Source organism: Mesorhizobium sp. B4-1-1 (assembly GCF_006439375.1).
Classification (GTDB): Bacteria; Pseudomonadota; Alphaproteobacteria; order Rhizobiales; family Rhizobiaceae; genus Mesorhizobium.
This window is the reverse complement of sequence record NZ_VFTH01000009.1, coordinates 38,898-61,667: the sequence shown is the minus strand read 5'-3', so window position 1 is coordinate 61,667 and position 22,770 is coordinate 38,898. Positions and strand designations below refer to the sequence as shown.

30 protein-coding genes and 1 riboswitch are annotated in these 22,770 nt (G+C 64.2%); of the genes, 21 read left to right on the top strand and 9 right to left on the bottom strand.

Annotated elements, in window-relative coordinates; translation table 11 throughout:
• The first annotated feature begins 129 nt into the window (after positions 1-129).
• The 7 genes from FJW10_RS14710 (at position 130) to FJW10_RS14680 (ending at position 5,635) form a co-directional block, all read left to right on the top strand.
• A complete protein-coding gene (locus FJW10_RS14710; protein WP_140900645.1) occupies positions 130-894 on the top strand; it encodes an SDR family oxidoreductase in 765 nt (254 codons plus the stop codon).
• A complete protein-coding gene (gene uvrC, locus FJW10_RS14705) occupies positions 891-2,972 on the top strand; it encodes an excinuclease ABC subunit UvrC (protein ID WP_140900644.1) in 2,082 nt (693 codons plus the stop codon). Before FJW10_RS14710 ends, uvrC begins: the two co-directional genes overlap by 4 nt.
• Positions 2,973-3,297: 325 nt before the next feature.
• A complete protein-coding gene (gene pgsA / locus FJW10_RS14700; protein WP_040984724.1) occupies positions 3,298-3,894 on the top strand; it encodes a CDP-diacylglycerol--glycerol-3-phosphate 3-phosphatidyltransferase in 597 nt (198 codons plus the stop codon).
• 5 nt (positions 3,895-3,899) lie between these two features.
• Entirely contained in the window at positions 3,900-4,157 is a 258-nt protein-coding gene (moaD, locus tag FJW10_RS14695) for a molybdopterin converting factor subunit 1 (protein ID WP_041001878.1), read from the top strand.
• Between the two features lies 1 nt (position 4,158).
• A complete protein-coding gene (locus tag FJW10_RS14690; RefSeq protein ID WP_140900643.1) occupies positions 4,159-4,638 on the top strand; it encodes a molybdenum cofactor biosynthesis protein MoaE in 480 nt (159 codons plus the stop codon).
• Positions 4,639-4,772: 134 nt separating this feature from the next.
• Positions 4,773-5,186 carry a YbaY family lipoprotein gene (locus tag FJW10_RS14685; RefSeq protein WP_140900642.1) on the top strand — a complete coding sequence of 138 codons (414 nt, stop codon included), beginning with the start codon at positions 4,773-4,775 and terminating at the stop codon, positions 5,184-5,186.
• Between the two features lie 179 nt (positions 5,187-5,365).
• On the top strand, positions 5,366-5,635 hold the full coding sequence (locus FJW10_RS14680) for a hypothetical protein (protein ID WP_140644528.1): 270 nt from the start codon (positions 5,366-5,368) through the stop codon (positions 5,633-5,635).
• Between the two features lie 291 nt (positions 5,636-5,926).
• Here the strand turns inward: FJW10_RS14680 and FJW10_RS14675 are convergent, their stop codons facing one another.
• Complete coding sequence (locus FJW10_RS14675; protein ID WP_140900641.1) at positions 5,927-6,403, bottom strand: cupin domain-containing protein; 477 nt, start codon at positions 6,401-6,403, stop codon at positions 5,927-5,929.
• 64 nt (positions 6,404-6,467) lie between these two features.
• Between FJW10_RS14675 and FJW10_RS14670 the strand changes: the two genes are divergently transcribed.
• From FJW10_RS14670 to FJW10_RS14625, 10 genes are all read left to right on the top strand, one after another.
• Positions 6,468-6,923, top strand: coding sequence for a MarR family winged helix-turn-helix transcriptional regulator (locus tag FJW10_RS14670; protein WP_140651854.1), 456 nt, complete (start codon positions 6,468-6,470; stop codon positions 6,921-6,923).
• Positions 6,924-7,012: 89 nt separating this feature from the next.
• Positions 7,013-7,885 (top strand): amino acid ABC transporter permease, encoded by an 873-nt coding sequence (locus tag FJW10_RS14665; RefSeq protein WP_210239803.1) that lies wholly within the window; start codon positions 7,013-7,015, stop codon positions 7,883-7,885.
• 41 nt (positions 7,886-7,926) lie between these two features.
• Positions 7,927-8,691: an amino acid ABC transporter ATP-binding protein gene (locus tag FJW10_RS14660; protein ID WP_281405126.1), complete on the top strand. Its 765-nt coding sequence runs from the start codon at positions 7,927-7,929 to the stop codon at positions 8,689-8,691.
• Between the two features lie 39 nt (positions 8,692-8,730).
• Complete coding sequence (gene solA / locus FJW10_RS14655) at positions 8,731-9,873, top strand: N-methyl-L-tryptophan oxidase (protein ID WP_140900640.1); 1,143 nt, start codon at positions 8,731-8,733, stop codon at positions 9,871-9,873.
• Between the two features lie 73 nt (positions 9,874-9,946).
• Positions 9,947-10,867 (top strand): ABC transporter substrate-binding protein, encoded by a 921-nt coding sequence (locus tag FJW10_RS14650; RefSeq protein WP_140900639.1) that lies wholly within the window; start codon positions 9,947-9,949, stop codon positions 10,865-10,867.
• A 32-nt stretch (positions 10,868-10,899) separates the two neighbouring features.
• A complete protein-coding gene (locus FJW10_RS14645) occupies positions 10,900-11,661 on the top strand; it encodes a glutamine amidotransferase (protein ID WP_140900638.1) in 762 nt (253 codons plus the stop codon).
• Between the two features lie 168 nt (positions 11,662-11,829).
• Positions 11,830-12,846, top strand: coding sequence for a LacI family DNA-binding transcriptional regulator (locus FJW10_RS14640; RefSeq protein ID WP_140900637.1), 1,017 nt, complete (start codon positions 11,830-11,832; stop codon positions 12,844-12,846).
• Positions 12,847-12,891: 45 nt separating this feature from the next.
• Positions 12,892-12,952: riboswitch (Fluoride riboswitch) on the top strand.
• A 98-nt stretch (positions 12,953-13,050) separates the two neighbouring features.
• Positions 13,051-13,464: a fluoride efflux transporter CrcB gene (crcB, locus tag FJW10_RS14635; RefSeq protein WP_140900636.1), complete on the top strand. Its 414-nt coding sequence runs from the start codon at positions 13,051-13,053 to the stop codon at positions 13,462-13,464.
• 3 nt (positions 13,465-13,467) lie between these two features.
• On the top strand, positions 13,468-13,890 hold the full coding sequence (gene crcB / locus FJW10_RS14630) for a fluoride efflux transporter CrcB (RefSeq protein ID WP_140900635.1): 423 nt from the start codon (positions 13,468-13,470) through the stop codon (positions 13,888-13,890).
• Between the two features lie 32 nt (positions 13,891-13,922).
• On the top strand, positions 13,923-14,267 hold the full coding sequence (locus FJW10_RS14625; protein ID WP_140900634.1) for a DUF190 domain-containing protein: 345 nt from the start codon (positions 13,923-13,925) through the stop codon (positions 14,265-14,267).
• Here the strand turns inward: FJW10_RS14625 and FJW10_RS14620 are convergent.
• Both FJW10_RS14620 and ndk read right to left on the bottom strand, forming a co-directional pair.
• Positions 14,249-14,488, bottom strand: a complete 240-nt coding sequence (locus FJW10_RS14620) for a hypothetical protein (RefSeq protein WP_140831363.1) — start codon at positions 14,486-14,488, stop codon at positions 14,249-14,251. The two genes, FJW10_RS14625 and FJW10_RS14620, sit on opposite strands and share 19 nt — an antisense overlap.
• Positions 14,489-14,661: 173 nt before the next feature.
• A complete protein-coding gene (gene ndk, locus FJW10_RS14615; RefSeq protein ID WP_041010781.1) occupies positions 14,662-15,084 on the bottom strand; it encodes a nucleoside-diphosphate kinase in 423 nt (140 codons plus the stop codon).
• Between the two features lie 155 nt (positions 15,085-15,239).
• Here ndk and FJW10_RS14610 point away from each other — a divergent pair, with 155 nt between their 5' ends.
• Complete coding sequence (locus tag FJW10_RS14610) at positions 15,240-15,476, top strand: hypothetical protein (protein WP_140900633.1); 237 nt, start codon at positions 15,240-15,242, stop codon at positions 15,474-15,476.
• A gap of 3 nt (positions 15,477-15,479) precedes the next feature.
• Here the strand turns inward: FJW10_RS14610 and FJW10_RS14605 are convergent, their stop codons facing one another.
• Together FJW10_RS14605 and FJW10_RS14600 are read right to left on the bottom strand one after the other, a co-directional pair.
• Positions 15,480-15,776, bottom strand: a complete 297-nt coding sequence (locus tag FJW10_RS14605) for a DUF1905 domain-containing protein (RefSeq protein WP_140900632.1) — start codon at positions 15,774-15,776, stop codon at positions 15,480-15,482.
• A 22-nt stretch (positions 15,777-15,798) separates the two neighbouring features.
• The gene (locus tag FJW10_RS14600; protein ID WP_140900631.1) at positions 15,799-16,491 is read right to left on the bottom strand and encodes a glutathione S-transferase family protein; all 693 of its coding nucleotides are present in this window, start codon (positions 16,489-16,491) and stop codon (positions 15,799-15,801) included.
• 61 nt (positions 16,492-16,552) lie between these two features.
• On the opposite strand from FJW10_RS14600, the gene FJW10_RS14595 reads away from it, so the two are divergent.
• Both FJW10_RS14595 and FJW10_RS14590 read left to right on the top strand, forming a co-directional pair.
• Entirely contained in the window at positions 16,553-17,062 is a 510-nt protein-coding gene (locus FJW10_RS14595) for a DinB family protein (protein ID WP_140900630.1), read from the top strand.
• 401 nt (positions 17,063-17,463) lie between these two features.
• On the top strand, positions 17,464-18,249 hold the full coding sequence (locus FJW10_RS14590) for a GGDEF domain-containing protein (RefSeq protein WP_140900629.1): 786 nt from the start codon (positions 17,464-17,466) through the stop codon (positions 18,247-18,249).
• A gap of 76 nt (positions 18,250-18,325) precedes the next feature.
• On the opposite strand, the gene FJW10_RS14585 is transcribed toward FJW10_RS14590, so the two are convergent.
• Positions 18,326-18,745: a hypothetical protein gene (locus FJW10_RS14585; protein ID WP_140900628.1), complete on the bottom strand. Its 420-nt coding sequence runs from the start codon at positions 18,743-18,745 to the stop codon at positions 18,326-18,328.
• 238 nt (positions 18,746-18,983) lie between these two features.
• Between FJW10_RS14585 and FJW10_RS14580 the strand changes: the two genes are divergently transcribed.
• Positions 18,984-19,799 (top strand): sterol desaturase family protein, encoded by an 816-nt coding sequence (locus tag FJW10_RS14580; RefSeq protein WP_140900627.1) that lies wholly within the window; start codon positions 18,984-18,986, stop codon positions 19,797-19,799.
• Between the two features lie 64 nt (positions 19,800-19,863).
• Here the strand turns inward: FJW10_RS14580 and FJW10_RS14575 are convergent, their stop codons facing one another.
• The 3 genes from FJW10_RS14575 to FJW10_RS30440 form a co-directional block, all read right to left on the bottom strand.
• Complete coding sequence (locus FJW10_RS14575) at positions 19,864-20,166, bottom strand: DUF982 domain-containing protein (protein ID WP_140831379.1); 303 nt, start codon at positions 20,164-20,166, stop codon at positions 19,864-19,866.
• Positions 20,167-20,307: 141 nt separating this feature from the next.
• Positions 20,308-22,389: an ATP-dependent helicase gene (locus FJW10_RS14570; protein WP_140900626.1), complete on the bottom strand. Its 2,082-nt coding sequence runs from the start codon at positions 22,387-22,389 to the stop codon at positions 20,308-20,310.
• Positions 22,390-22,491: 102 nt separating this feature from the next.
• A complete protein-coding gene (locus FJW10_RS30440) occupies positions 22,492-22,659 on the bottom strand; it encodes a hypothetical protein (RefSeq protein ID WP_181177538.1) in 168 nt (55 codons plus the stop codon).
• Between the last annotated feature and the right edge of the window lie 111 nt (positions 22,660-22,770).

Genomic DNA, 22,770 nt, shown 5'->3' with positions numbered 1-22,770 from the left:
CCGGCGGGGCGGAAGCGCGTCCGGGCCGCTTCGCCACATTCTTGCCCCAGGTGGAAATGGCATTTAACGCTTGGCCCGTCATATTGTGCCGGCTTCCCGGAATCGTGAAGCCGATTGAGGATTGACAAGATGAGACAAGCCACGGCTGTCGCGCTGGTGACGGGTGGAGCACGACGGATCGGCAAGGCGATCGTCGAGGACCTTGCCGCCAATGGCTTTGCTGTCGCCATCCACGCCAACCGGTCAAGCGACGAGGCCGAGGCGCTGGCGGAGAAGATCGCGGGCGAGGGCGGCCGCGCCGCCATGGTAGCGGCCGACCTCACTGACATGGAAGCCGTGGGCGGCCTTGTCGGTCGCGCGCAAGCGGTGCTCGGACCTGTCACGCTGCTGGTCAACAACGCTTCCCTGTTCGTCGACGATCGTGTCGAGGATTTCGACTGGCAGGGCTGGGATCGCCACTTCGCCATCCATGTGAAGGCGCCGGCGCTTCTGGCGCAGGCCTTTGCCCGCGCCCTGCCTGAAGGCGAAGAGGGGCTGATTGTCAACATCATCGATCAGCGCGTCTGGCGGCCGACGCCGCGCTATTTCTCGTATGCGCTGTCGAAATCGGCGCTTTGGACGCAAACGCAGATGCTGGCGCAGGCGCTTGGGCCCCATATTCGCGTCAACGCCATAGGCCCCGGCCCGACGCTGAAGAACAAGCGCCAGGACGACGCTGACTTCGGCAAGCAAGTCGAGGGCCTCATTCTGAAGCGCGGCCCGCAATTGTCCGAATTCGGCGCCACGATCCGCTATCTCTGGCAGGCGCGCTCGGTGACAGGCCAGATGATCGCGCTCGACGGCGGCCAGCATCTTGCGTGGCAGACGCCCGATGTGACAGGCATGGTGGAATGAGTCCTGCCCTAAAACATAAGCGAAACGGCGCCGCCGACGATCTGCCGCCCGGTGTCGATCTCGACGTCGAGGACGAGGCGGCGGAGGAGATCGTCGAGTCGGAGTCGATCCCGACCGGGCCTGACGTCGCCTTCACGGCCATAGACTGGACGCCTCATGCCGGCGACGCCGACGGCATGGTCGGCGCCGAGGTCATCCAGACCTTCGTCAAGCGGCTGCCCAACCAGCCCGGCGTCTACCGCATGATGAACGCCGCAGGCGACGTGCTCTATGTCGGCAAGGCACGCAGCCTGAAGAAGCGCGTCACCAACTATGCTCAGGGGCGGTTCCACACTGCACGCATCGGCCGCATGGTGCGCGAGACGGCGACGATGGAGTTCGTCGTCACCCGCACCGAGATCGAGGCGTTGCTGCTCGAGGCCAACCTCATCAAGCGGCTCAGGCCCCGCTTCAACGTGCTGATGCGGGACGACAAATCGTTCCCTTACATCCTCTTGACCGGCGACCATGTCTCACCCGGCATCTACAAGCATCGCGGCGCGCGCTCGCGCAAGGGCGACTATTTCGGCCCTTTCGCCTCGGCCGGCGCGGTCGGGCGCACCATCAATTCGCTGCAGCGCGCCTTCCTGCTTCGAAGCTGCACCAACTCCTTCTACGAGAACCGCACGCGGCCTTGCCTGCTCTACCAGATCAAGCGTTGCGCCGGTCCCTGCACCGGCGAGATATCGCATGAGGGCTATGCCGAGCTGGTCGAAGAAGCGAAGGACTTCCTTTCCGGCCGCAGCCAGAAGGTGAAGACCGAAATCTCGGCTGCCATGCAGCAGGCCTCGGAAGAGCTCGATTTCGAGCGCGCCGCCATCTACCGCGACCGTCTCGCGGCGCTCTCGCATGTGCAGGCGCATCAAGGCATCAATCCGCAGACGGTGGAAGAGGCCGACGTCTTCGCCATCCACCAGGAGGGCGGCCAGACCTGCATCCAGGTGTTCTTCTTCCGCACCGGCCAGAACTGGGGCAACCGCGCCTATTTCCCCAAGGCCGATCCGGCGCTGGAGCCGGCGGAGGTGCTGGGCTCGTTCCTGGCGCAGTTCTATGACGACAAGCTGCCGGCGCGCGCGCTGCTGCTGTCGCAGACCGCGCAGGAACAGGAACTGCTCGCCGAGGCGCTCTCCACCCATGCCGGCCGCAAGATATCCATCTCGGTGCCGCAGCGCGGCGAGAAGAAGGACCTGACGGACCATGCGCTGCAGAACGCGCGCGAGGCGCTTGGCCGCAGGCTGGCCGAGACCTCGACCCAGGCGCGTCTGCTCAAGGGTTTTGCCGAGACCTTCGGCCTGGAAAAACCGCCGGTGCGCATCGAGGTCTACGACAACTCGCACATCATGGGCACCAATGCGGTCGGCGCCATGGTCGTCGCCGGGCCGGAGGGGTTCGTGAAGAACCAGTACCGGAAATTCAACATCCGCTCGACCGAGATCACGCCAGGCGACGATTTCGGCATGATGCGCGAAGTGATGCAGCGGCGCTTTTCGCGGCTGCTCAAGGAACATGGCGACGTTCAGCCCGGCCCGGCGGTCGAGGACGAAACAGGCGAGGAAGATCTGGTCGCCGGCAATGGCGGCTTCCCGGCCTGGCCGGACGTCATCCTGATCGACGGCGGCCAGGGCCAGATGACGGCGGTGCGCCAGATCCTCGCCGATCTCGGCGTCGAGGACCGGGTGGTGGCCATCGGCATCGCCAAGGGCCCGGACCGCGACGCCGGCCGCGAGCGCTTCTTCGTCAAGGGCAGGGACTCCTTCATGCTGCCGGTGCGTGATCCGGTGCTCTATTTCGTCCAGCGCCTGCGCGACGAGGTGCACCGTTTCGCCATCGGCTCGCACCGGGCGCGGCGCAAGAAGGAGATGGTCAAGAGCCCGCTCGACGAGATCGCCGGCATCGGCCCGGGCCGCAAGCGCGCCCTGCTGCTCGCCTTCGGCACCGCCAAGGCGGTCAGCCGCGCCGCGGTCGAGGACCTGGTCAAGGTCGACGGCATTTCCGAGCATGTGGCGAAGCTGGTCTACAATCACTTCCACGAGAGCTGAGAGGGCTAGGGTCGGGCACGGAAGGTTGAAGAGACTTGCGCTGGCTACTTGTAGTCAGAAGATTGGCGGAGAACCCCGCGCCATCGTCATCCTCGGGTCTGCGCGTCCGCTTCGCCCCCGCTCCGCCCGTGGATGACGAACGCACAGAGACCTCCGCTAATCTCGAAGGTCCGCGATAGCTCGCCCCGGTGATCGGACGTCTGCATCGTCTTTGTTCTCGACGCATCCGTGGCATTTTTCCCTGTCCAATCGAATCTCGCCTGTTGACCCCCTGCATTCGCTTCTGATTTGAGTACGTCTGGCGGAGGAGATTTCCCGAGACAACATGGCACAACGCGCGTTCAACCTGCCGAACATCCTCACCTATGCCCGCATCGTAGCGGTGCCGCTGGTCGTGCTGTGCTTTTTTCTCGAGGGGCATCTGAAGTCGTCCGACTTCGCCCGCTGGTCGGCGCTGGTCATTTTCCTGCTGGCCTCTATCACCGATTACTTTGACGGCTATTTCGCGCGCGCCTGGCAGCAGACCTCCAACATCGGCAAGATGTTGGATCCGATCGCCGACAAATTGCTGGTCGCCACCTGCCTGCTCCTGCTTGCCGCCGACACCGACCGCCATGGCGGCATCGCCGGCTGGTCGCTCTGGGCGGCCATCATCATCCTGTGCCGCGAGATCCTGGTTTCGGGCCTGCGTGAATATCTGGCTGCCTTGAAGGTGTCGGTGCCGGTGACCCAACTCGCCAAGTGGAAAACCACGATCCAGATGGTCGCCATCGCCTTCCTGCTGGTCGGCCCGGCCGGCGATAAGATCTTTCCGCTGACCACCCAGATCGGCCTGGTGCTGCTGTGGGTCGCGGCGCTCGTCACGCTCTACACCGGCTACGACTATTTCCGCGCCGGCCTCAAGCACATCATGGACGAGTGAAGACAATGTCCACGAAGCTCATCTATTTCGCCTGGGTGCGCGAGCGGATCGGCAAGCCGGAAGAGGACGTCGAATTGCCTTCCGGCATCGAGACGGTCGCCGATCTGCTGCGCTGGCTGAAGTCGCGCGGCGAGGAGTATGAGAACGCGCTGCAATACCCCGACGTCATTCGCGTCGCCATCAACCAGGAACATGTCGGCCACCGCGAGAAGATAGCGGGCGCGCGCGAAATCGCGCTGTTTCCGCCGATGACCGGGGGCTGAGATGGCCGGCGCCGTGGTGCCCGCCATCCGCATCCAGCGCGAGGATTTCGACGTCGCCGCCGAGATCGCCGGCCTGACCGGGGGCCGGGCCGATATCGGCGCCGTGGTCAGCTTCTCCGGCCTTTGCCGCGACGAGCAGGGTGCGCTGTCGGCGCTCGAGCTAGAGCACTATCCGGGCATGGCCGAGGCCGAGATCGGCCGCATCGCCGCGCAAGCCCTCGAGCGCTGGCCGCTGCAAGGGCTCACCGTCATCCATCGCCATGGCAAGATAGCGCCGGGCGAAAACATCGTGCTGGTGGTCGCGGCGTCGTCGCACCGCGAGGCGGCCTTCGAGGCGGCGAATTTCCTGATGGATTACCTGAAGTCGCGCGCGCCCTTCTGGAAGAAAGAGCATCTCGCCGACGGAACTCAAGGCGGCTGGGTCGAGGCCAAGGAAGCCGACGATCACGCCGCGGACCGCTGGAAGAAACAAGGCGAATAATGCATGTCGCCCAGAAGTGTGCAGCGGTTCTGAGGCAACGACATGCGTCAGAAAAAACTCCCGTTCGGCCATCGAACGACCGCAATCCTTCCCAAGCTTGCCAATCGGTTTGATTTGCTTGGCGGAGCAATCTCATGCTGGACGGGATCGCGGAGTTTTTCATCTTCGGGCTGGTGCCGCTGGTCGTCGGCGTGCTTGCCGTGCCGGAAGTGACCAATGCCGGCGAAAAGACGATCGCGGGCGAGGTGACCTATCGTGAACGCATCGCCCTGCCGCCCGATGCCGTGCTCGTGGTCGAGCTTGCCGATGTCTCGCTGGCCGATGCGCCGGCAACCGTGATCGCCAGGCGCAGGATAGCGCCCACCGGCCAGGTGCCGATCAAGTTCGACATCAGTTTCGATCCCAAGGCGATCCAGAACGGCCGAACCTACGCGCTTCAGGCGCGCATCACGGTCGGCGAGCGGCTGATGTTCGTTACCGATACACGTCACCAGCTCGATCCGCTGGCGAGCACGCCGCGGACGGTTTTGCTGAAAATGGCGCACTGACGTCGTGCGCCGCGCCTGACCGCGCGACTTTTCCGCCTCGAAACCGTGTTCGCCGGAATAAACCGGCAACGCCAGGCGTTGACTTATGCAGATGGCGGGCAGGCAAAGGGACGATGTCCCTTCACTTAAACCGCCAGACCGAATGCGCGGATCGATCTGGCGCTCAAAGGAGACCAGATATGAAAAAGCACACGCTCTTTCTCGCAGTCACAAGCATATCGCTGATCGCCTTGGCCGGTTTTGCCAGGGCGGACGATCACCTGTTCAACGCCACGCAGCACGGCCTCAGCCCCGACAGCCAGCCTTTCCAGACCAACAAGGCCGGCCACAGCGGTGACCTTGCGCCTGGACAGGGCAGTCCGTTCGCCGGCGAGGAGACGAAGACGCCGTCTACCGATACCGAGGCGGCGAACGCCCATGCGAATGTGAAAGACCGTCAAGCTAAATGACGTCCGCCCGCCGGGGGGGCCGGCGGGTTTTAAGAGAATTCCAGGAAAGTGGGACGCGGTTTTCCGTCCGGAATTGCGTGAAACAAAGAGATAGAGCGGTTCGCCGTTTCCAGGAAATGGTGAAACGCTCTAGCATGCCGGACCGCGTCAACAGCGCGAATAAAATCCCGTTCGGCCATCGAAGGACCGCAATCCCTCCCAAACTTGCCAATCGGTTTGATTTGCCTGGCGCGAGTTGAGGTCTGTCGGGGTTCCATTCAGCCGGTTCGATTTGCGGCATGCGCCAGGAATTCAAGCCTGCGCCGCCGCCGCCGGTGTCAGGCCGAAGCGGCGCATCAGGTCCATGATCCTCGCCCGGTCCGGCGGGCCGCCGGCGCCAAAAATGGCAAAGGCCTCGCGGAAATAGTCCGGGCTGATCGCCGCGGGTGTGACCACGCACAACACTTTGGCGGTTTCCGCGGTGTTGTTGTCGAAGCGATGGACCGCGCCGCGCGGAATGCAGAGAGCCTGTCCCACCCCGACCTCGTGTCGCTGCCCGTCGACCGTGAGCGTCAGTACGCCCTCGATGCCGTACATCGTTTCCTCGTAGTGGTCGTGGCTGTGCGCCGGGGCGAGCAGCCGCTGCGAGCCGGGCACGGTCAGTTCGAAGGCCGCGATGCTGCCGTTGGACTGGTCGCCGGTGAGCAGGAATCGAATGGCGAGGCCGCCGTCATCGCCGATCGTTTCTTCCGCCGGATTGACGCGCACATTGCTGGCTTTCCCTAGCATTCCATCCTCCCATGTGGTAAATCGAATTTACCGAAATGAGTAAACTCAATTTACTAGTATGTCAATGCCTCAATCCACGGACGATCCTCCAAAAAAACCGCCACTGATCGGCGCGCTGTTGCGCGTGCCGGCCTTGGCCATCCACCGCAAGCTGATCAGGGATTTGCGGGCATCCGGCTTCGACGATTTGAGCCCGCCGCATATGGCCGTGATCCAGTATCCAGGACCGGATGGGATGCGTCCGAGCGCGCTTGCCGAGCGGGCCGCGATGAGCAAGCAGGCCATGAACCAGTTGCTGAAGACGCTGGAAGGGATGGGCTATATCATTCGCAGCGCGGCGCCCGATGATGCCGGTGGGACCGTCGTGAACTTCACCGACAGGGGCAGGGCCGCTTACCAGAAGATGGCGGACATCCTGCTCGATATCGAGCGGGAATGGGCCGAGGAGCTTGGGCCGAAGCGCTTCCAGGAATTGAAGACGCTGCTTGGCGATCTCTGGGACACGCCGCTGATCCGATGAGGGCGGCGCGGTGCCGCGCGAAAATTGAATCTCGATTGACAAGATATCGATTTCTAATACTCTGAAATCGATATCTGAGCGAGGTTGGCGTGAGAAACACGATTTCCCAGGATATTCGCGAGCGACCTTTTCTTTCGGGCAAGCCGAAGGCTCTGGGGCGCGGCAAACGCGCCATCGTGACCGCCGTCATGGTCGCGCTCATATTGGCCCTGGCGCTACGCGTCGTCGCCAGCGGGGCCATCAACTGGTCGATCACCTTCGGCTTCTTCTTCCATCCCGCGATCCTCGACGGCCTGGTCATGACGCTCGAGCTGACGGCGCTCTCGATGATCGTCGGCGTGCTGCTCGGCATCGCATTGGCCGTGATGGCGATCTCGCGTTATCCGGCTGTCTCCGCTGCTTCTGCCCTTTACGTTTGGATCTTCCGGGGCACGCCGCTGCTCGTTCAGCTAATCTTCTGGTTCAACATCGCGCTGGTGTTCCCGACGGTCGGCATCGGCGCCTGGCAGGTCTCGATCAACAGTCTGGTGACGCCGTTCGCGGCGGCGTTGCTGGGATTGGGCCTCAATGAGGCCGCCTATATGGCCGAGATCGTGCGCGCCGGCATCAAGTCGGTCGACAGCGGGCAAAGCGAGGCGGCCGTCAGCGTCGGCCTCAACAGGCGCCAGGTGATGAACAGCGTGATCCTGCCGCAGGCTCTCAAGGTCATCATTCCACCGACCGCCAACCAGACGATCGGCATGCTGAAGAACACCTCGCTGGTCTCGGTCATCGGCGCGCAGGAACTCCTGACCAAGACAGAGGACATCTATGCCCGCAACTTCCAGGTCATCGAACTCCTGATCGTCGCTTCGCTCTGGTACCTGGTGCTGACCACGGTCGCCTCCGCCTTCCAGTTCTGGCTCGAACGTCGCTTCGGAGACAGCCGCGCGGTCGAGGTCATTGCCGGTGTCCAGCCATGACAGTCCCCATGCCGATGTGTTCGAAGCAGGCAAATGAAGCTGTGACGCAGCCCATGCTCGGCGCGCGCCACATCGGCAAGGCGTTCGGCGCGCATGTCGTGCTGAGAGACGTCTCGCTCGAAGTCGAGCGCGGCGAGGTCGTGTGCATCATCGGCCCGTCGGGTTCGGGCAAGAGCACGTTCCTGCGCTGCATCAACTTCCTCGAAGTGCCCGATACGGGCGGCGTCTGGGTCGATGGCGAGCGGATTGGCTGCCAGGAGGTGGACGGCGTGCTGTGGGAGGTTCCGTCGGCCGTCCTTGCCCGCCAGCGCGCCACCATGGGCATGGTTTTCCAGCGCTTCAATCTCTTCGGCCATCTGACGGCACTGGATAACGTTGCGCTCGCATTGCGGCTGGTCAAGCGCATGCCGCGGCCGAGGGCGCGCGAAAGGGCGCTTACGGTGCTTGCGTCCGTCGGCCTGGAGCGCTTCGCCGGCCACCGCCCCGCCCAGCTTTCCGGCGGCCAGCAGCAGCGCGTCGCCATCGCCCGGGCAATGGCGATGGAACCCAAGGTGCTTTTGTTCGACGAGCCGACCTCGGCGCTCGACCCCGAGCTTGTCCATGAGGTGCTTTCGGTGATGGGCCGTCTGGCCGGGCAAGGCATGACGATGGTCGTCGTCACCCATGAGATCGGCTTCGCGCGCGAGGTCAGCAACCGCACCGTCTTCATGGACGGCGGCGCGATCGTCGAGCAGGGGCCGTCGGCGCAAGTGCTGGGCCAGCCGTCGGAACCGCGCACCAGGGCATTTCTGTCGAAGATCAAGTGAGGAGCGGTCCGCGATCGCGGGCTGAGCAGAGTGAGAAGAATGAAGGCCAGGAAGAAGATCGCTGTCGTCGGTGTGGGCGCCATGGGCAGCATGGCGCTTTGGCAGCTCGCGAAGCGGGGCCATGAGGTCGTCGGCTTCGACCGCATGGGCGTGCCGCACGACACCAGCGCGCATGGTGCCGAGTCCCGCATCTTCCGCCTGGCCTATCGAGAGGGCAGGGAATACATCCCCTTGCTCAAGCGCTCGCTTGAGCTCTGGCGGGAATTGCAGTCGACCTCCGACCGCAAGTTCCATTTTCCGATCGGCTGCCTCTATATCGGCGAACGCGACGCGGACTGGCTCACCGGCACCATCGAAGGCGCGCGCGAGCATGATGTCCGCCACGAGGTGCTCGACGAGCAGGAACTGCGCCGGCGCTTTCCCCAGCACCTGTTGGACGGTGGCGAATTCGCCCTTCTCGACACCGACGGCGCCCTGTTGCGGCCCGAGCTTGGCGTGAGGGCCGCGGTCAGGGCGGCGCAGGCGACGGGGGCCACCTTGCATCAGGGCTGCGCCGTCGAGCGCATCGTGCCGCAGGCCGATGGCGTTGCGATTACCGTCGGCGGCAAGACCGAGCATTTCGACGCCGCGGTCGTCACCTGCGGCGCCTGGGGCACGCGGGCGATCGAAGGGCCGTCGCCGCAATTCATCGCCAGGCGCCTCGTTGGCACCTGGTTCGGCGTCGACGATGTCGCGGCCTATCTCCCGGAACGCTTTCCGGTCTGTATCCGGCGCACGTTAGAAATCGATTACTCAGGCTTCCCCTCCATGGATGGCTGGACGATCAAGGTCATGCCGCCGGTCAACTTCCTCAGCAACATCGACCCCTCCCGCGTCGACCGTACAGTGTCCTACGAGGACACCGCGATCATGCGCCGCGTGGCGCAAACCCTGCTTGAAGGGGTCGACCCGGAGCCGGTGCGCTCCGGCGTCTATCTCGACGGCTTCACCACCGACAACCACCCGATCATCGACCACCATCCCGCAAGCGAGCGGATCGTGATCGCGGCCGGCTTTTCCGGCCATGGCTACAAGATGGCGCCGGCGGTCGGCGTCGCGGTGGCCGATCTGATCGACAGCGGCGGGGACAATTACATCCGCCATCATTTCTCGGCCAGCCGGCCCACCCTTCAGGTGGCGTGAGCAGGGAAAATTCAAAACCGGCCGCGTGGCCGGGCAACCGACCGCGTCAAGCGGCAAACAGAGGAGAACGGAAATGAGCATTCTTACCACGGTCGGACGGGCGATCGCCCTTGCTTCCGCGCTTTTGGGCGGCACCTATGCGGCAGCCGCCGCGGACCTGAAGATCGGCCCCGATGGCGCGGCTCTTTCGGTCGGCGCTTCGGCAGATCTCGCGGGCAAGGTACCGGACGCCTTCAAGGACGGCACGCTGAAGATCGCGACGGATCCGAGTTCGCCTCCCTACACCTATTATCAGGCGGACGGCCAGACGCTCATCGGCTCCGATATCGATCTCGGCAATGCGGTCGCCGCCAAGCTCGGCCTCAAGGCCGAATGGTCGGCCGTAAAATTCCCCGGCATCATCGCCGCCATCGAGGCCAAGCGCTTCGACACGGCGCTCACCGGCATGGGCGACACGCCCGCCCGCGAGCAGAAGCTGGACTTCGTCGACTATTCCACCGACGGCAACGCCATCGTCGTCCTGAAGGGCAATCCGCTGGCGATCAAGACCATCGCCGACCTGTGCGGCAAGCATGTCGCCGTGCTGCAGGGCTCGGTGATGCAGGGCCTTGTCGAGAAGCAGGACGGCAAATGCACCGACAAGAAGATCGACATCCAGGTCTTCCAGGACATCAACCAGGCGCTCCTCCAGGTCCGCACCAAGCGCGCCGACGCGACGATGTACCAATATGGCGTCGCGGCCTACGTGATCCAGACCTCGCCGGATGCGGCGGGTCTCGAGGTGCTCGCCTTCGAGCAATACGGCACCGGCTACAACGCCATGCCCTTCCGCAAATCCGACAGCGCCCTGCGTGACGCCGTGCAGGCGGCGCTGACCGAGATGAAGGCGGACGGCAGCTACGACAAGATCCTCACCGCATGGGGGATGCAGGCCAACGGCCTCGAAAAGATCACCGTCAATGACGGGCTGCGTTTCAACCAGCCGAGCAATTGAAGGCTCGCCGAATACCGCAAGGAGAAAGTAAAATGGCAGTTCGAGTTCTATATTGTGGGGACACCCAGGCCGAAACGCTGATCACGGCGAAAGGCATGGACACGTTCATCCACAATTACTACCGGGATTCGGCGCGCGTGCTGCGGGAGGCGCTGAGCCCACGGCCCGGCATCGAACTCACTCATATGCCCGCCGACAAGATACGCGCCGAGTTTCCGATGACGCCGGAGCAGTTTGCAAAGTGGGACGTCATCATTCTCAGCGACGTCGGCTACAACAACTTCGCGCTGCTGCCCGGCAATCGCGAGCGCCTCGTGCCGATGGGGCCGGACCGCATCGGCAATTTCCGCAAATGGGTCGAGGGCGGCGGCGGGCTCATCATGGCCGGCGGCTACACCACTTTCTCCGGCATCGAAGGCAAGGGCATCTGGGGCGGCACGCCGATCGAGGCGGTGCTGCCCGTCACGATCATGCGCGGCATCGATGACCGTATCGAGGTTCCGGAAGGCGCCACTCTGGATGTGGCGGTGGCGGATCATCCGATCCTGAAAGGTGTCGCGTTCGACAAGGACAGCATCATCCTCGGCTACAATCAGGTGACCGCCAAATCCGACGCCAAGGTGCTGATGAAAGTGCGCGGCGACGTCTTCATGGCCGTGGCGGAAGTCGGCAAAGGACGTTCGATTGCTTACACGACCGACCCTGTATATCACTGGTGCGGCAATCTTCACGAATGGGAAGCTTATGGCCTAATGTGGGAGCGCATGGCCAAGTGGGCGGCACGTGAAATCTAGGATTTGACTTGTTGGCCGCATCGCGTTGCAGCCGTGTCGGATTTTGTTCCGGATATTGCAGCAACAATCGATGCGCCTTTGCTCCCGTGAAGGTTTCATGACTTACGGCCTCGGCCGGCCCATTGCCGGGTCGGCCGAGGCGCAACATCACCGCCGTCGGGATCAGATTTGACCGCAACCATCTATGATGTAGCCCGTCACGCCGGGGTTTCGGCCGCCACGGTCTCGCGCGTCGTCAACGGCCTCAAGGTGCGCGGGGACCTCGCGGAGCGGGTGAAGGCGTCGGTTTCGCAACTGGGATACCGGCCAAGCCGTACCGCCCAGCGCATGCGCACCTCGGCATCGCATCTGTGGGCGCTGATCGTTCCCGATTTCGAGAACACCTTTTTCACGCGGCTGGCGCGCGGCCTCGAGCAGGTCTGCCGGCCGCGCGACACCTGCGTCTTCATCGGCAGCTCGGATGACGATCCGGAGAAGGAGGGGCACTATCTCGATGTCGCCCTCGCCGAGCGGGTGGGAGGTGTCGTGATCGCACCGTCGTCGGACGCCACCGATTTGACGAAAGTTGCTGAGGCCGGAATTCCGGTGGTCATCGTTGACCGGGCGCTGCCGGGCAATGCCTACGATACGATATTGACCAACAATCTCTCGGGCGGCGCCCTCGCGGCCGGGCATCTGGAGACATTGGGTTTTCGCAAGGCTCTTTGCATCGCCGGCCCGCTAAACCCCACCAGCGACGCGCGCCTGCAAGGTTTTGTCGAGGCGGCAAAGCAGAAGCAGGGTCTGGACATCGTCCGCATCGAGCATGCGAACAATCGCGTCGACGGCGGCTACCTCGCTATGCGGCGCATCCTGGAAGAGCAGGCTGCGTTCGATTGCTTGTTCGTCACCAACAATTTGATGGCCATCGGCTCGATCAAGGCGCTCGAGGACGCCGCTCCCGGGCGCAAGGACGACATCGGCATCATCGGCTTCGATCTCAAGGAGATACCGTTTCTCAGCGGCAGGCACATGGCCTCGATCGATCAGGACCCCCACGAGATAGGCCGCATCGCGGGCGAGCGGATCCTGGAGCAGCGGCAGGATGGGTCGAGCCCCGGCTGCTGGATCGAACTGCCGCCGACCCTGGCGACGTTCGATACGAATCCGTCGCTGATTGTGCCTCGATATTCTTCCGGCACATAAGCGCTTCCGTCGCATTGACCGCGCCGCCTCGACCCCCTAGGCTCCCTCGAAAATGGGGATGGGGTTCCCCGAAACTGCCCTTAGGGCTGATGACTCCTGCCAGGCGTGCTCTCGCGCGGCAGGATTTGTTTTTCCCGCTCGCATCATGCCTCATTTCGTGAAGTGATTCCGATGCGGAATCGCGTTTGGAAAGGCACTGAAGCGATGACCCTTGCGGCTTGCGCCCTGGTCCTGATCGGCGGTTTCCTCGGCGGCATTTCCCGCTTTTTCCTCTCCGGCATGGTCGGCCGTGCCATCGGCGACACCTTTCCCTGGGGCACGTTGCTGGTAAACGTTTCCGGCGCCTTGGCCATCGGCGCCTTCGCAGGCGCGGCGCGGGCTGTCGGCGGCGTATTCGCCGGCGATCTCGTCCGCGACCTGATCGTCGTCGGCCTGTTCGGCGGCTACACCACGGTATCGTCCTTCTGCCTGCAGACGCTCAACCTCGCGCTCGACGGCGAGGGGCGGCTCGCCGCCTTCAACGTCGTCGCTTCGTCAGTGCTGTGCGTGTTGTTCGTCGCGCTTGGCTTCTGGGCGATCGTCTGGGTTTCTGGTTCAGCCACCGGCATGGCGGGCTGAACGATGACGGACAGGCAGGTGGCGACGCGGCTTTATCTGGCGGTCGGTTGTGGCGCGGCGAGCGGCTCGCTGGCCCGCTTCCTGTCGAGCTATGTCATCGTCTCGCTGCTCGGCATGAACGCGCTTTGGTCGACTGCTTTCGTCAATGTCGTCGGCTCGTGGGTCATCATGGCCTTCGCCACGCTGACCAGGCCGGACGGGCGCCTGATGGTCGGCCCGGCCAGCCGCAATTTCGTCATGGCCGGCTTCTGCGGCGGCCTCACCACGTTTTCGACGATGAGCCTCGATACATTTATCCTGCTGTTCGAGGGCGACTGGCCGCTGGCCGCGACCTATCTCATCAGTGTGGTCGGCCTGTCGCTCGCCGCGGCGTGGCTGGGCTATCTCATGGCGTCCAGGCTCAACCGCTTGCCGGCCGACAGGTGATCGGGCCAATAGGTGATCAGGGGGAAGAGAACATGGAACTTCCCACCCAATGCGCGCTGCTCAGGATCTTCTTCGGCGAGGACGACAGAGCAGCCGATGGCAAGCCGCTGCATGAGGCGATCGTCATCAAGGCGCGCGCGACCGGCATGGCGGGCGCGACGGTGCTGAGGGCCCCGCTCGGTTTCGGCCGATCGAGCGTGCTGCACACCGCCAAGATCCTGCGCCTGTCGCAGGATCTGCCGATCGTTGCCGAGATTGTCGACGCGCCCGAGAAGATCGATGCGCTGATCCCCGAGATCAAGGCGCTGACGAAGACGAAGAGCTGCCTGATCACCAGGGAGAAGGTCGAGGTCATCCGCTACGGCGACGGGGAGTGACCCCCGCCATCTCCGATCCGCCCCCGAAGCCGGCGGCAGATCGTCTCCTCATCGAAGACGCCCGCGGAAAAGAGTTTCATGGCCTCTATCGCCAGGTCGGATGCCTCGGAACTGCCTGCGACGATGCCGCGTTCCTCGCAGAGCTGGTCATAGATACGCTTCAACAGGACAAGGTCGTCCGGGTATGCAACGCCACTTTTAGAAACATGAGGCATGATCATGCTTGCCTCCCTCGATTTGGGCGGAAGCGCGGTGGTCGCTCACAGCCGGCGACGCCCTAGGCTGTTCTGCCGCCGGTGTCGTCGAACCTAGGGCGCGCGGCAGGCGCGACCACCCCTCAAAATAAAAACGGCCCGCTCGGGCGGGCCGTCTCTGCGAGATCCAGAGTTGCGGCTCAGCCGACGATCTCGGTGTCCGAGAACCAGTACTTGATCTCCTGCGCGGCAGTCTCCGGCGCGTCGGAGCCATGCACGGAGTTCTCGCCGATCGAAAGCGCGTGCACCTTGCGGATGGTGCCCTCGGCGGCGTTGGCCGGGTTGGTGGCGCCCATCACTTCGCGGTTCTTGGCGATGGCGTTCTCGCCCTCCAGCACCTGCACGATCGTGGGCGCCGACGACATGAATTCCACCAGTTCGCCGAAGAACGGACGGTCCTTGTGCACGGCGTAGAACCCTTCGGCCTCGCGGCGGCTCATCCACACGCGGCGCGATGCGACGACGCGCAGGCCGGCGTCTTCCAGCATCTTGGTGATGGCGCCGGTGAGGTTGCGCCTGGTCGCGTCCGGCTTGATCATGGAGAAGGTGCGTTCGATCGCCATAGGGTCGTCCTTGTTGTGGGAATGGAAACTGGGGTGGCGGGCTCTATACAAGTCGCCCGGCGGCTTGCCAAGGGGAGGCGGCTTCTGGTCAAGGCGAGCCGTTTGCGGGATAATCAGGCGGCTGCACACACCTCGGGCGCGAGGTCCGGAGCGCCGTGGCGGCGGAGCGTGAGGCGATGAACCGGCCTTATCTCAGACGCGGCGACATGGCAGGCATAGTTCTCATGGCGGTCATGTGCGCCTTGATCATCTTCGTCCTGCTGGCCCTGCCGCCGCGAGATCGCAATTTCGGCTTCGGCCCGGAGTGGCAATGCACGCGCATGGGCGAGGGCGACCCGATTTGCGTGAGGCTGGTCGACAACGGCGAGACGACCAAGGCGCCCCAGAAATAGGCGCTAAGGCTCGATCTCAACGGTCACTGTAGGCGCATCGCCCGCCTTGAGGCCTTCCCGCTGGCGCACCGAGGCCTTGACCGGCAACAGCAGGCTGCCGGACGACTTGTCGGGAAAGAGCGACGTTTGCCACCTGGTCTTGCCGATCGCCGCCGTGATGCCGACCGAGCCCCAAGGGCGCGCCAGCCCCGCCATCGCCGCCTTGATCCGCGCCGCGACGTCCGTCGGCAGCGTCATGAAATGCCAGCCACCTTTGCCGGGATAGACCCAGATCTCGGCCTGCATCTCATAGCGCAACATGGCAGCCCCGCGCTCGCGGCGTTCACGCCGCAGCCGCGACCTGCCGGCCGATCCCGCCATGCAGGTCGAGGCAGCGCTCGAACCAGCGCGCGATGCCGTCGGCATCGTCGAGCAACTGGAAAGGCGAGGCGATGCGACCCCATTGCAGCGCCCCGAACACAATGTAATCGACAAACAGCGGCGCCTCGCCGCCGATGAAGGGCTGGTAGGTCAGCGTCGAGCGCAGCGGCTCCAGCGCGGCACGGAAGGCCGAGAGCCCGGCGTCGCGATTGGCCACCACGTCTTCCAGGCGCTTGCCGTAGCGCTGTTCGCGGTTCTCGCGGAAATAGGCCGCGTTCGGTTCGTCCTGCATCGCATGCAGATCGGTCAGAGCCACCGACGCGATATAGGGGTGGATGGTGAGCTGCGACCAGCGCTCGATGAAGCGCGCCGTCGCCTTGCCGCCTTCGCCGGAAAACAGCGTCGGCCGTTCGGGGTAGGCTTCGTCGAGATAGAGCGCGATGGCGAAGGAATCGGCCACCACGCGCTCGCCGTCGCGGATCACCGGCACCGTCTTCGACACGCCGCCCTCGACCTTCGGAACCTCCAGGAAGCGCGTCGGTACCTTGGTGGCGGCGAGCCCCTTGTGCGCAAGGGCCATCTTGGTCTTCCAGCAATGCGGGCTGAACGGACGGGCGATGTCATGGCCGACAAGGTCGTAAAGCAGAATGGTCATTGGCGGGTCCGTTGCTGCGGGTTACGAAGGGTCCGGATTCGAGTTGAGCCGGGTGGGAAGAATGAAGCAGCATTTCATGATGTTTGCGGCCTATAATCAATGGGCCAATGGCCGTCTCTACGATGCCGCCGCCGATCTTGGCGAAGACGAGCTCGGTCGCGACGTCGGCGCTGTCTTCGGCTCGATGCTCGGCACGCTGAACCATCTGCTCGCCGTCGACCGCGTCTGGATGAAGCGTTTCACCGGCGAGGGCGACGCGCCCTCGAACACCGCCGCCATGCTCTACCACGCCTTGCCGGCCCTGAAGCTGGCGCGCGAGGCCGAGGACAGGAGGGTCGTCGACTGGGTGAGCGGGATGGACGACAAGGCGATCACCGGCCGTTTCTCCTACATGACCGTCGACATGCGCACCGTCTCGCAGCGCCTTTCGCCTGCGCTCAGCCATTTCTTCAACCACCAGACCCACCATCGCGGCCAGGCGCATATGGTGCTCACGGTACTCGGCCGACCCTCGGTGCCGCTCGACCTTGCGCTGTTCCAGCGCTCCGAGGAAGGTCGCGCCTACGCCTGAAAGCGCGTTGGCCGGAAGAAGTGCTCGCGCGAGTTATCCGGCAATAGCCGGTCAAGCAGCATATCGGGCTGCATTGTCCATGAATGGCCAAGTTTGCGGCCCGGTTGTTCTTGAGAAGTTTTCCAAATTTAAGAAAAGTCAAGGCAACGGCCAACCGGGAGTGTCGAACCGGCCGTGAGGCTCGGCGGCATTCTCCTGCCGCGTCGCCGGCTGCGGCGGCGCGCTGACGAGAACCTCCAGCCAGTCGGAGACCCTGCCGCCTTTGGTGACGGGCTTTCTGCCTGCCCGTCACCAAAGGCGATGCCGACGGCGTCTTAACCACACTTGCATTGAAGCTAATATGTTAGGACTTCTTTTGCGCTCGCGCTGCACAATAAGCCAGTTGCAGTGGGAGCAATGACATGCGCATCGATTTGTCCCCCACGAGTTGGGGCAGGGTCGTGGTGGTCACCGCCGCCGGCACCGCCTTTTTCATTGCCGCCGCCTTCTTCGTCGATTCCTTCAATTTCCCCTCGCTGTCGCCGCAGGCGCTGCTGTGGGCGCAACTCACGGACCTGTTCCTGCCGCTTGTCCTCGGCGGCTCCTTCCTGTTCTTCCTGATGTGGAAGATGCGCCAGCTGGCGATCACCCAGAAGGAACTCAGCGTAATTGCCGCGACCGACAGCCTGACGGCGGTCTTCAACCGCGGCGCCTTCTCGATGCTGGTCGAGGCCTACCTCGAGCGGGCGCGGGGCCAGACGGTCGCCGATGCCGGCGCGCTGCTGATCGTCGATGCCGATCACTTCAAGTCGATCAATGACCGCCTCGGTCACGATTGCGGCGACCAGGCGCTGAGGTTGATCGCGGCGACGATCAAGGGGCAACTGCACGGCGCCGACATTGTCGGGCGTATCGGCGGCGAGGAATTCGCGGTCTTCCTGCCCGGCGCCGATGCCGCGCGCTCCTTCCTGGTCGCCGAATCCATCAGGCGCCGCATCCGCGAGGCCGAGTTTGCACCCGGCGGGCGGCCCTGGCCGCTTTCGGTGAGCATCGGCGGTACCGCCTTCAGCGGCCCGACCACCTACCATGACGTGTTCCAGGTCGCCGACCGTCATCTCTACAAGGCCAAGTCCAATGGCCGCGATCAGGTGAGCTTCGAGAGCCCGCGTGGCGGGCTGGCGGGCGACGCCGCCGGCACGGTCCACTAATCAAAGTGCGATCCGTTTAGGCCCGGCAACCGCGCCGTAGCCGTCCATTGTCGTGCCCGCGGCCTGGAAGCCGAGGTCAACGGTGGCTGCGGTTGAGCAGTGGCCTGTGCTGGCGGATCAACTGGCGCTCGACATCGAGATAGGGCCTGATCAGGCCCGCCGCGGTCGTGGTCGGCTCCGGCTGGTGCACCACCGCCGTCAGCATGCCGTGTTCGGTGAGCAGGTTCAGCCACTTCAGCGCCTCCCATTTGGGCGTCGCGCCGCCGCGGCCGGTGAGGCTGCGGTTGATATAGCCGGGATAGGAAAGCAGGCGCTTGCCCGCCGACGCGCCGCAGGTGCCGATCCTGACCGCCCTGCCGTCGGCGGTGATCCAGGCATAGACGGCATCGCCGAGTTCGCACGCCGTAGGGTCGGTTATCGTCACCCGGATGGACGATCTGTCCCGGCTGAGGCGCATTTCGGCCGCCGGCTTGAAACGCTCGCGATCGAGAAACATCCGCCCTCCTTGCCGCGCGTCCGCACTGACATGGTGAACGCGAGCGGTCCGTGCGGTGTTTCACGCAGCGCTCGAAAAGTTTCATGGGATGTCCGCGCCGCCTAAATCAAAGAGATAGAGCATGATGTCGTCCGAAAGCCGCTTCACGCTTTTCGCATCATGCTCTGCGCCATCAACGGTCCGTTCATCCTTTGGCGGCTAGTGTCGGAGGCTGGCCTCAGCCGATCCGCGAGCGACCGTGTTCGACCTTATCGACTTCAAGGCGGTGCTGGTCATCGCCCTCATCTTCATTCCGCTCGAGCAGCTCCTGCCGCTGCATGCAGAGCAATCGGCGACGCGCCGGCACTGGCTGAACGACGTTGTCTACCTGCTCTTCAACGGCATCGTCATCAAGCTCGGCATGTTGCTGGTGGTCGGCGCGGCGATGCTCGTGGTGCAACGTTTCGTTCCCGAAGCGCTCGCCGCCGCCGTCCAGTCGCAGCCTTTATGGCTGCAGGCAATCGAGGCTCTGCTCATCGCCGATATCGGCTTCTACTTTGCCCATCGCGCCTTTCACGCGGTGCCGTTCCTGTGGCGCTTTCACGCCATCCACCACTCGATCGAGGAAATGGACTGGCTGGCCGCCCACCGGGTGCATCCGGTGGACCAGATCCTGACCAAGTCGGCTTCGTTCCTGCCGCTGTTCGCATTGGGCTTTTCCGGCGAGGCGGTTCTTATCTACGTGCTGATCTATCACTGGCAGTCGGTGTTCATCCACTCCAACACGCGCATAAAGTTCGGGCCGCTGAAATGGCTGATTGCCTCGCCGCAGTTCCATCACTGGCACCATGCCAACGAACGCCAGGCCTATGACAGCAATTTCGCCGGACAATTGCCCTTTCTCGACCTGATCGGCGGCACCTTGTTCATGCCGCAACGAATGCCGGAAAAATACGGCGTCGACGAGCCGGTGCCGCAATTCTATCACCAGCAGCTCGTCTATCCCTTCGTCGCCGCGGCCGAACCGGCCGCGGCGATCGTTGAGGCCGCGCCCGCCGCCGCCAAGCCGGAATGACGGCACGGAAAAGCCCGCCACTGAGGCCGGTTTTCGCGGGAGGGTAGTCCTTTTGCCGTAAACCTCAGGCGGCGAAACCGCCATATCCGCGCGTCACCGGCTTGACCGAGACGACCGGCTGCTCCGAGGGCCAGAGCACGCCCGCCGTCACCGCGAAGGTGATCAGCGCGTCGCGCGCCGCCTCGACCGAGATTTCTCCACTGCGCGCTGCCTCGCACGCCTTCACCGCCGCGCCGTAGCTGAGGCGGCGGCGCGACGGCGGAAACTCGGTCAGGAAGTCATGCATGTCGAACAGCGAGGCGATCATGCGCTTGTGGCCGGCGCCGACGCTGAGGGCGACGGGGGTGAAGAACATCCTGTCGTACATTCGGACCTCGTGTATTGGCTGTGGAAGCAGGGGGCTGCCGCCCCCGGTCTGGGGGAAGGACGCCACACAACGCGGCTTGCGGCAAGTGGTTCCGTGCGTGCCGATTTTTCCGTACTGGACGTGATCCGTCGGGCAGGGGGCCTATTTCCACATCCCGCGCATGCGGGAGCCGAGATCGACCTTGACGCCCGGCTTCTGGCGCGGGTCGTCCTTGAGCGCAGCACTTGCCCAGGACGACTGCTCGAAGGCCGAAAGCATCGAGGCCGGGATGAAGCGGGTGCGCGAGGCATAGACGTGGCGGTCGCCGCGCGCCGGCTGGTTGTGCGGATAAAAGCGCTGCGGCACGACGAGATGCAGGCTGTCCTTGGCCCTCGTCATCGCCACGTAGAGCAGGCGCCGCTCCTCCTCGATGTCCTCCTTGGTGCCAACGCCGAGATCGGCCGGGATGCAGCCATCGACGGTGTTGAGCACGAAGACGTTCTTCCACTCCTGGCCCTTGGCCGAATGGATGGTCGACAGGATGAGATAATCCTCGTCGCGATGCGGCGGCCCGGCCTGGTCGCTGGTGGCGTCGGGCGGGTCGAGGGTGAGCTCGGTCAGGAAGCGCTCGCGCGACGGATAGGTCGATGCGATCTGTTCGAGCTGTATGAGGTCGGCGCGGCGCGTGATCGCATCCTCATGGATGCGTTCCATATGCGGCTCGTACCAGAGCCTGATCCGCTCGAGGTCGGCCGGCCATTTGGCGCCGGCGCGTAAGCCGCCATAGATGTCGAGGAACACCGGCCAATCCTGCGCGGCGCGCTGCGGCGGCCGGAAGCGGGCAAGGCCGAGCGTCTCGTCCAGCGACGTCGCCATGGCGTCCACGATCTGCGAGGCGGCGGATGGGCCGATCCCTGACATGAGCTGCAGCACCCGAAAACCGGCGACGCGGTCGCGCGGGTTTTCGGCGAAGCGCAGCATCGCCAGCATGTCCTTGACATGCGCGGCATCCAGGAATTTCAGGCCGCCAAACTTGACGAAAGGGATGTTGCGGCGTGTGAGCTCGACCTCCAGCGGCCCGCTATGGCTCGAGGTGCGGAACAGCACCGCCTGCGCCTTCAGCGCCGTGCCGGCCTCGCGCTCTGCCAGGATCGCCTGGCAGACATAATTGGCCTGCTCGGCCTCGTCGCGCACGCTGACCAGCTGCGGCTTGTGCGATGACCGCCGCTCGGTCCAGAGATTCTTGGTGAAGCGCTCGCTGGCCTCGCCGATCACCTTGTTGGCCGCGGCCAGGATCGTCTCGGTCGAGCGGTAATTGCGCTCCAGCATGACGACCGCTGCTTCTTGCGCGAACTGTCTTGGAAAGTCGAGGATGTTGCGCACTTCCGCGGCGCGGAAGGAATAGATCGACTGCGCGTCGTCGCCAACGACGGTCAAGCCCGCGCCGTCCGGTTTCAGCGCCAGAAGGATCGAGGCCTGCAGCCGGTTGGTGTCCTGGTATTCGTCGACAAGTACATGGTCGAAGCGGCTGGAAAGATGCGCGGCGATCTCCGGCTCCGCCGCCATCTGCGCCCAGTAGAGCAGCAGGTCGTCGTAATCGAGCACGTTCTGCGCCTGCTTGGCCTCGACATAGGCCGCGAACAGCTCCTTGAGCTGGTCCGCCCACGCAGCGCACCACGGGAAGGCGGAGCCCAGTACTTCACCCAGCGGCGCCTGCGCATTCACCGCCCGCGAATAGATCTGCAGGCAGGTGCCTTTGGTGGGAAAGCGGCTTTCGGTTTTCGAGAATCCCAGCTCGTGCCGGGCAAGGTTCATCAGGTCGGCGGAATCTTCGCGGTCGTGGATGGTGAAGGCCGGATCGAGGCCGATCTGCTCGGCATAATCGCGCAGCAGTCGCGCGCCGATGCCGTGGAAAGTGCCGGCCCAGGCGAGCGCGTCGGTGATGATGGCGGCGTCGCGTCCCAGCACCTCGCCGGCGATGCGCTCAACGCGCTTGGCCATCTCGGCAGCGGCGCGACGGGAGAAGGTCATCAGCAGAATGCGGCGCGGATCGGCGCCCTTGACGATGAGATGGGCGACGCGATGCGCCAGCGTGTTGGTCTTGCCGGAGCCGGCGCCGGCGATCACCAGCAGCGGCGCGGCCACCTTGCCGTCGCCATGCATCACCGCCAGCCGCTGCTCGTCGTTCAGCCGGCCAAGATAGGCGGGCGCCTCGAAGGACGAATCACGAGCGGCGATGTTCATCGCCCATCAAGCATCGTTTCCGCTTTGTTCGCAACGGGTACGGCGCTGGCGATTGGCGAAAGCCGACGCGACAGACGATCTCCCAAGGGGAGATTGGCTGAACTACCGCTTCGGCTCGACCCCCATCGCCGCCGACTGGCGCCGCAAATTGCGCCGCTCGTCGCCCGGCATGTCCAGTGGCGCGACGTTGCCGGGCACCTCGTCGATAATCCTGATGGCGACGCGGTAGGCGGTGTAGGCAAACAGGCCTGTTAACATCAGGCGGATCATGGCTATCTCCTTATGCGGTTCGATCGGGTCTCAACCGGGTGGCCAACGGTTGGTTCCCCTCCAGCCAGCCAAACCGCGCCACGCAACCAAACCGCCACCGCTTCGTTGCCC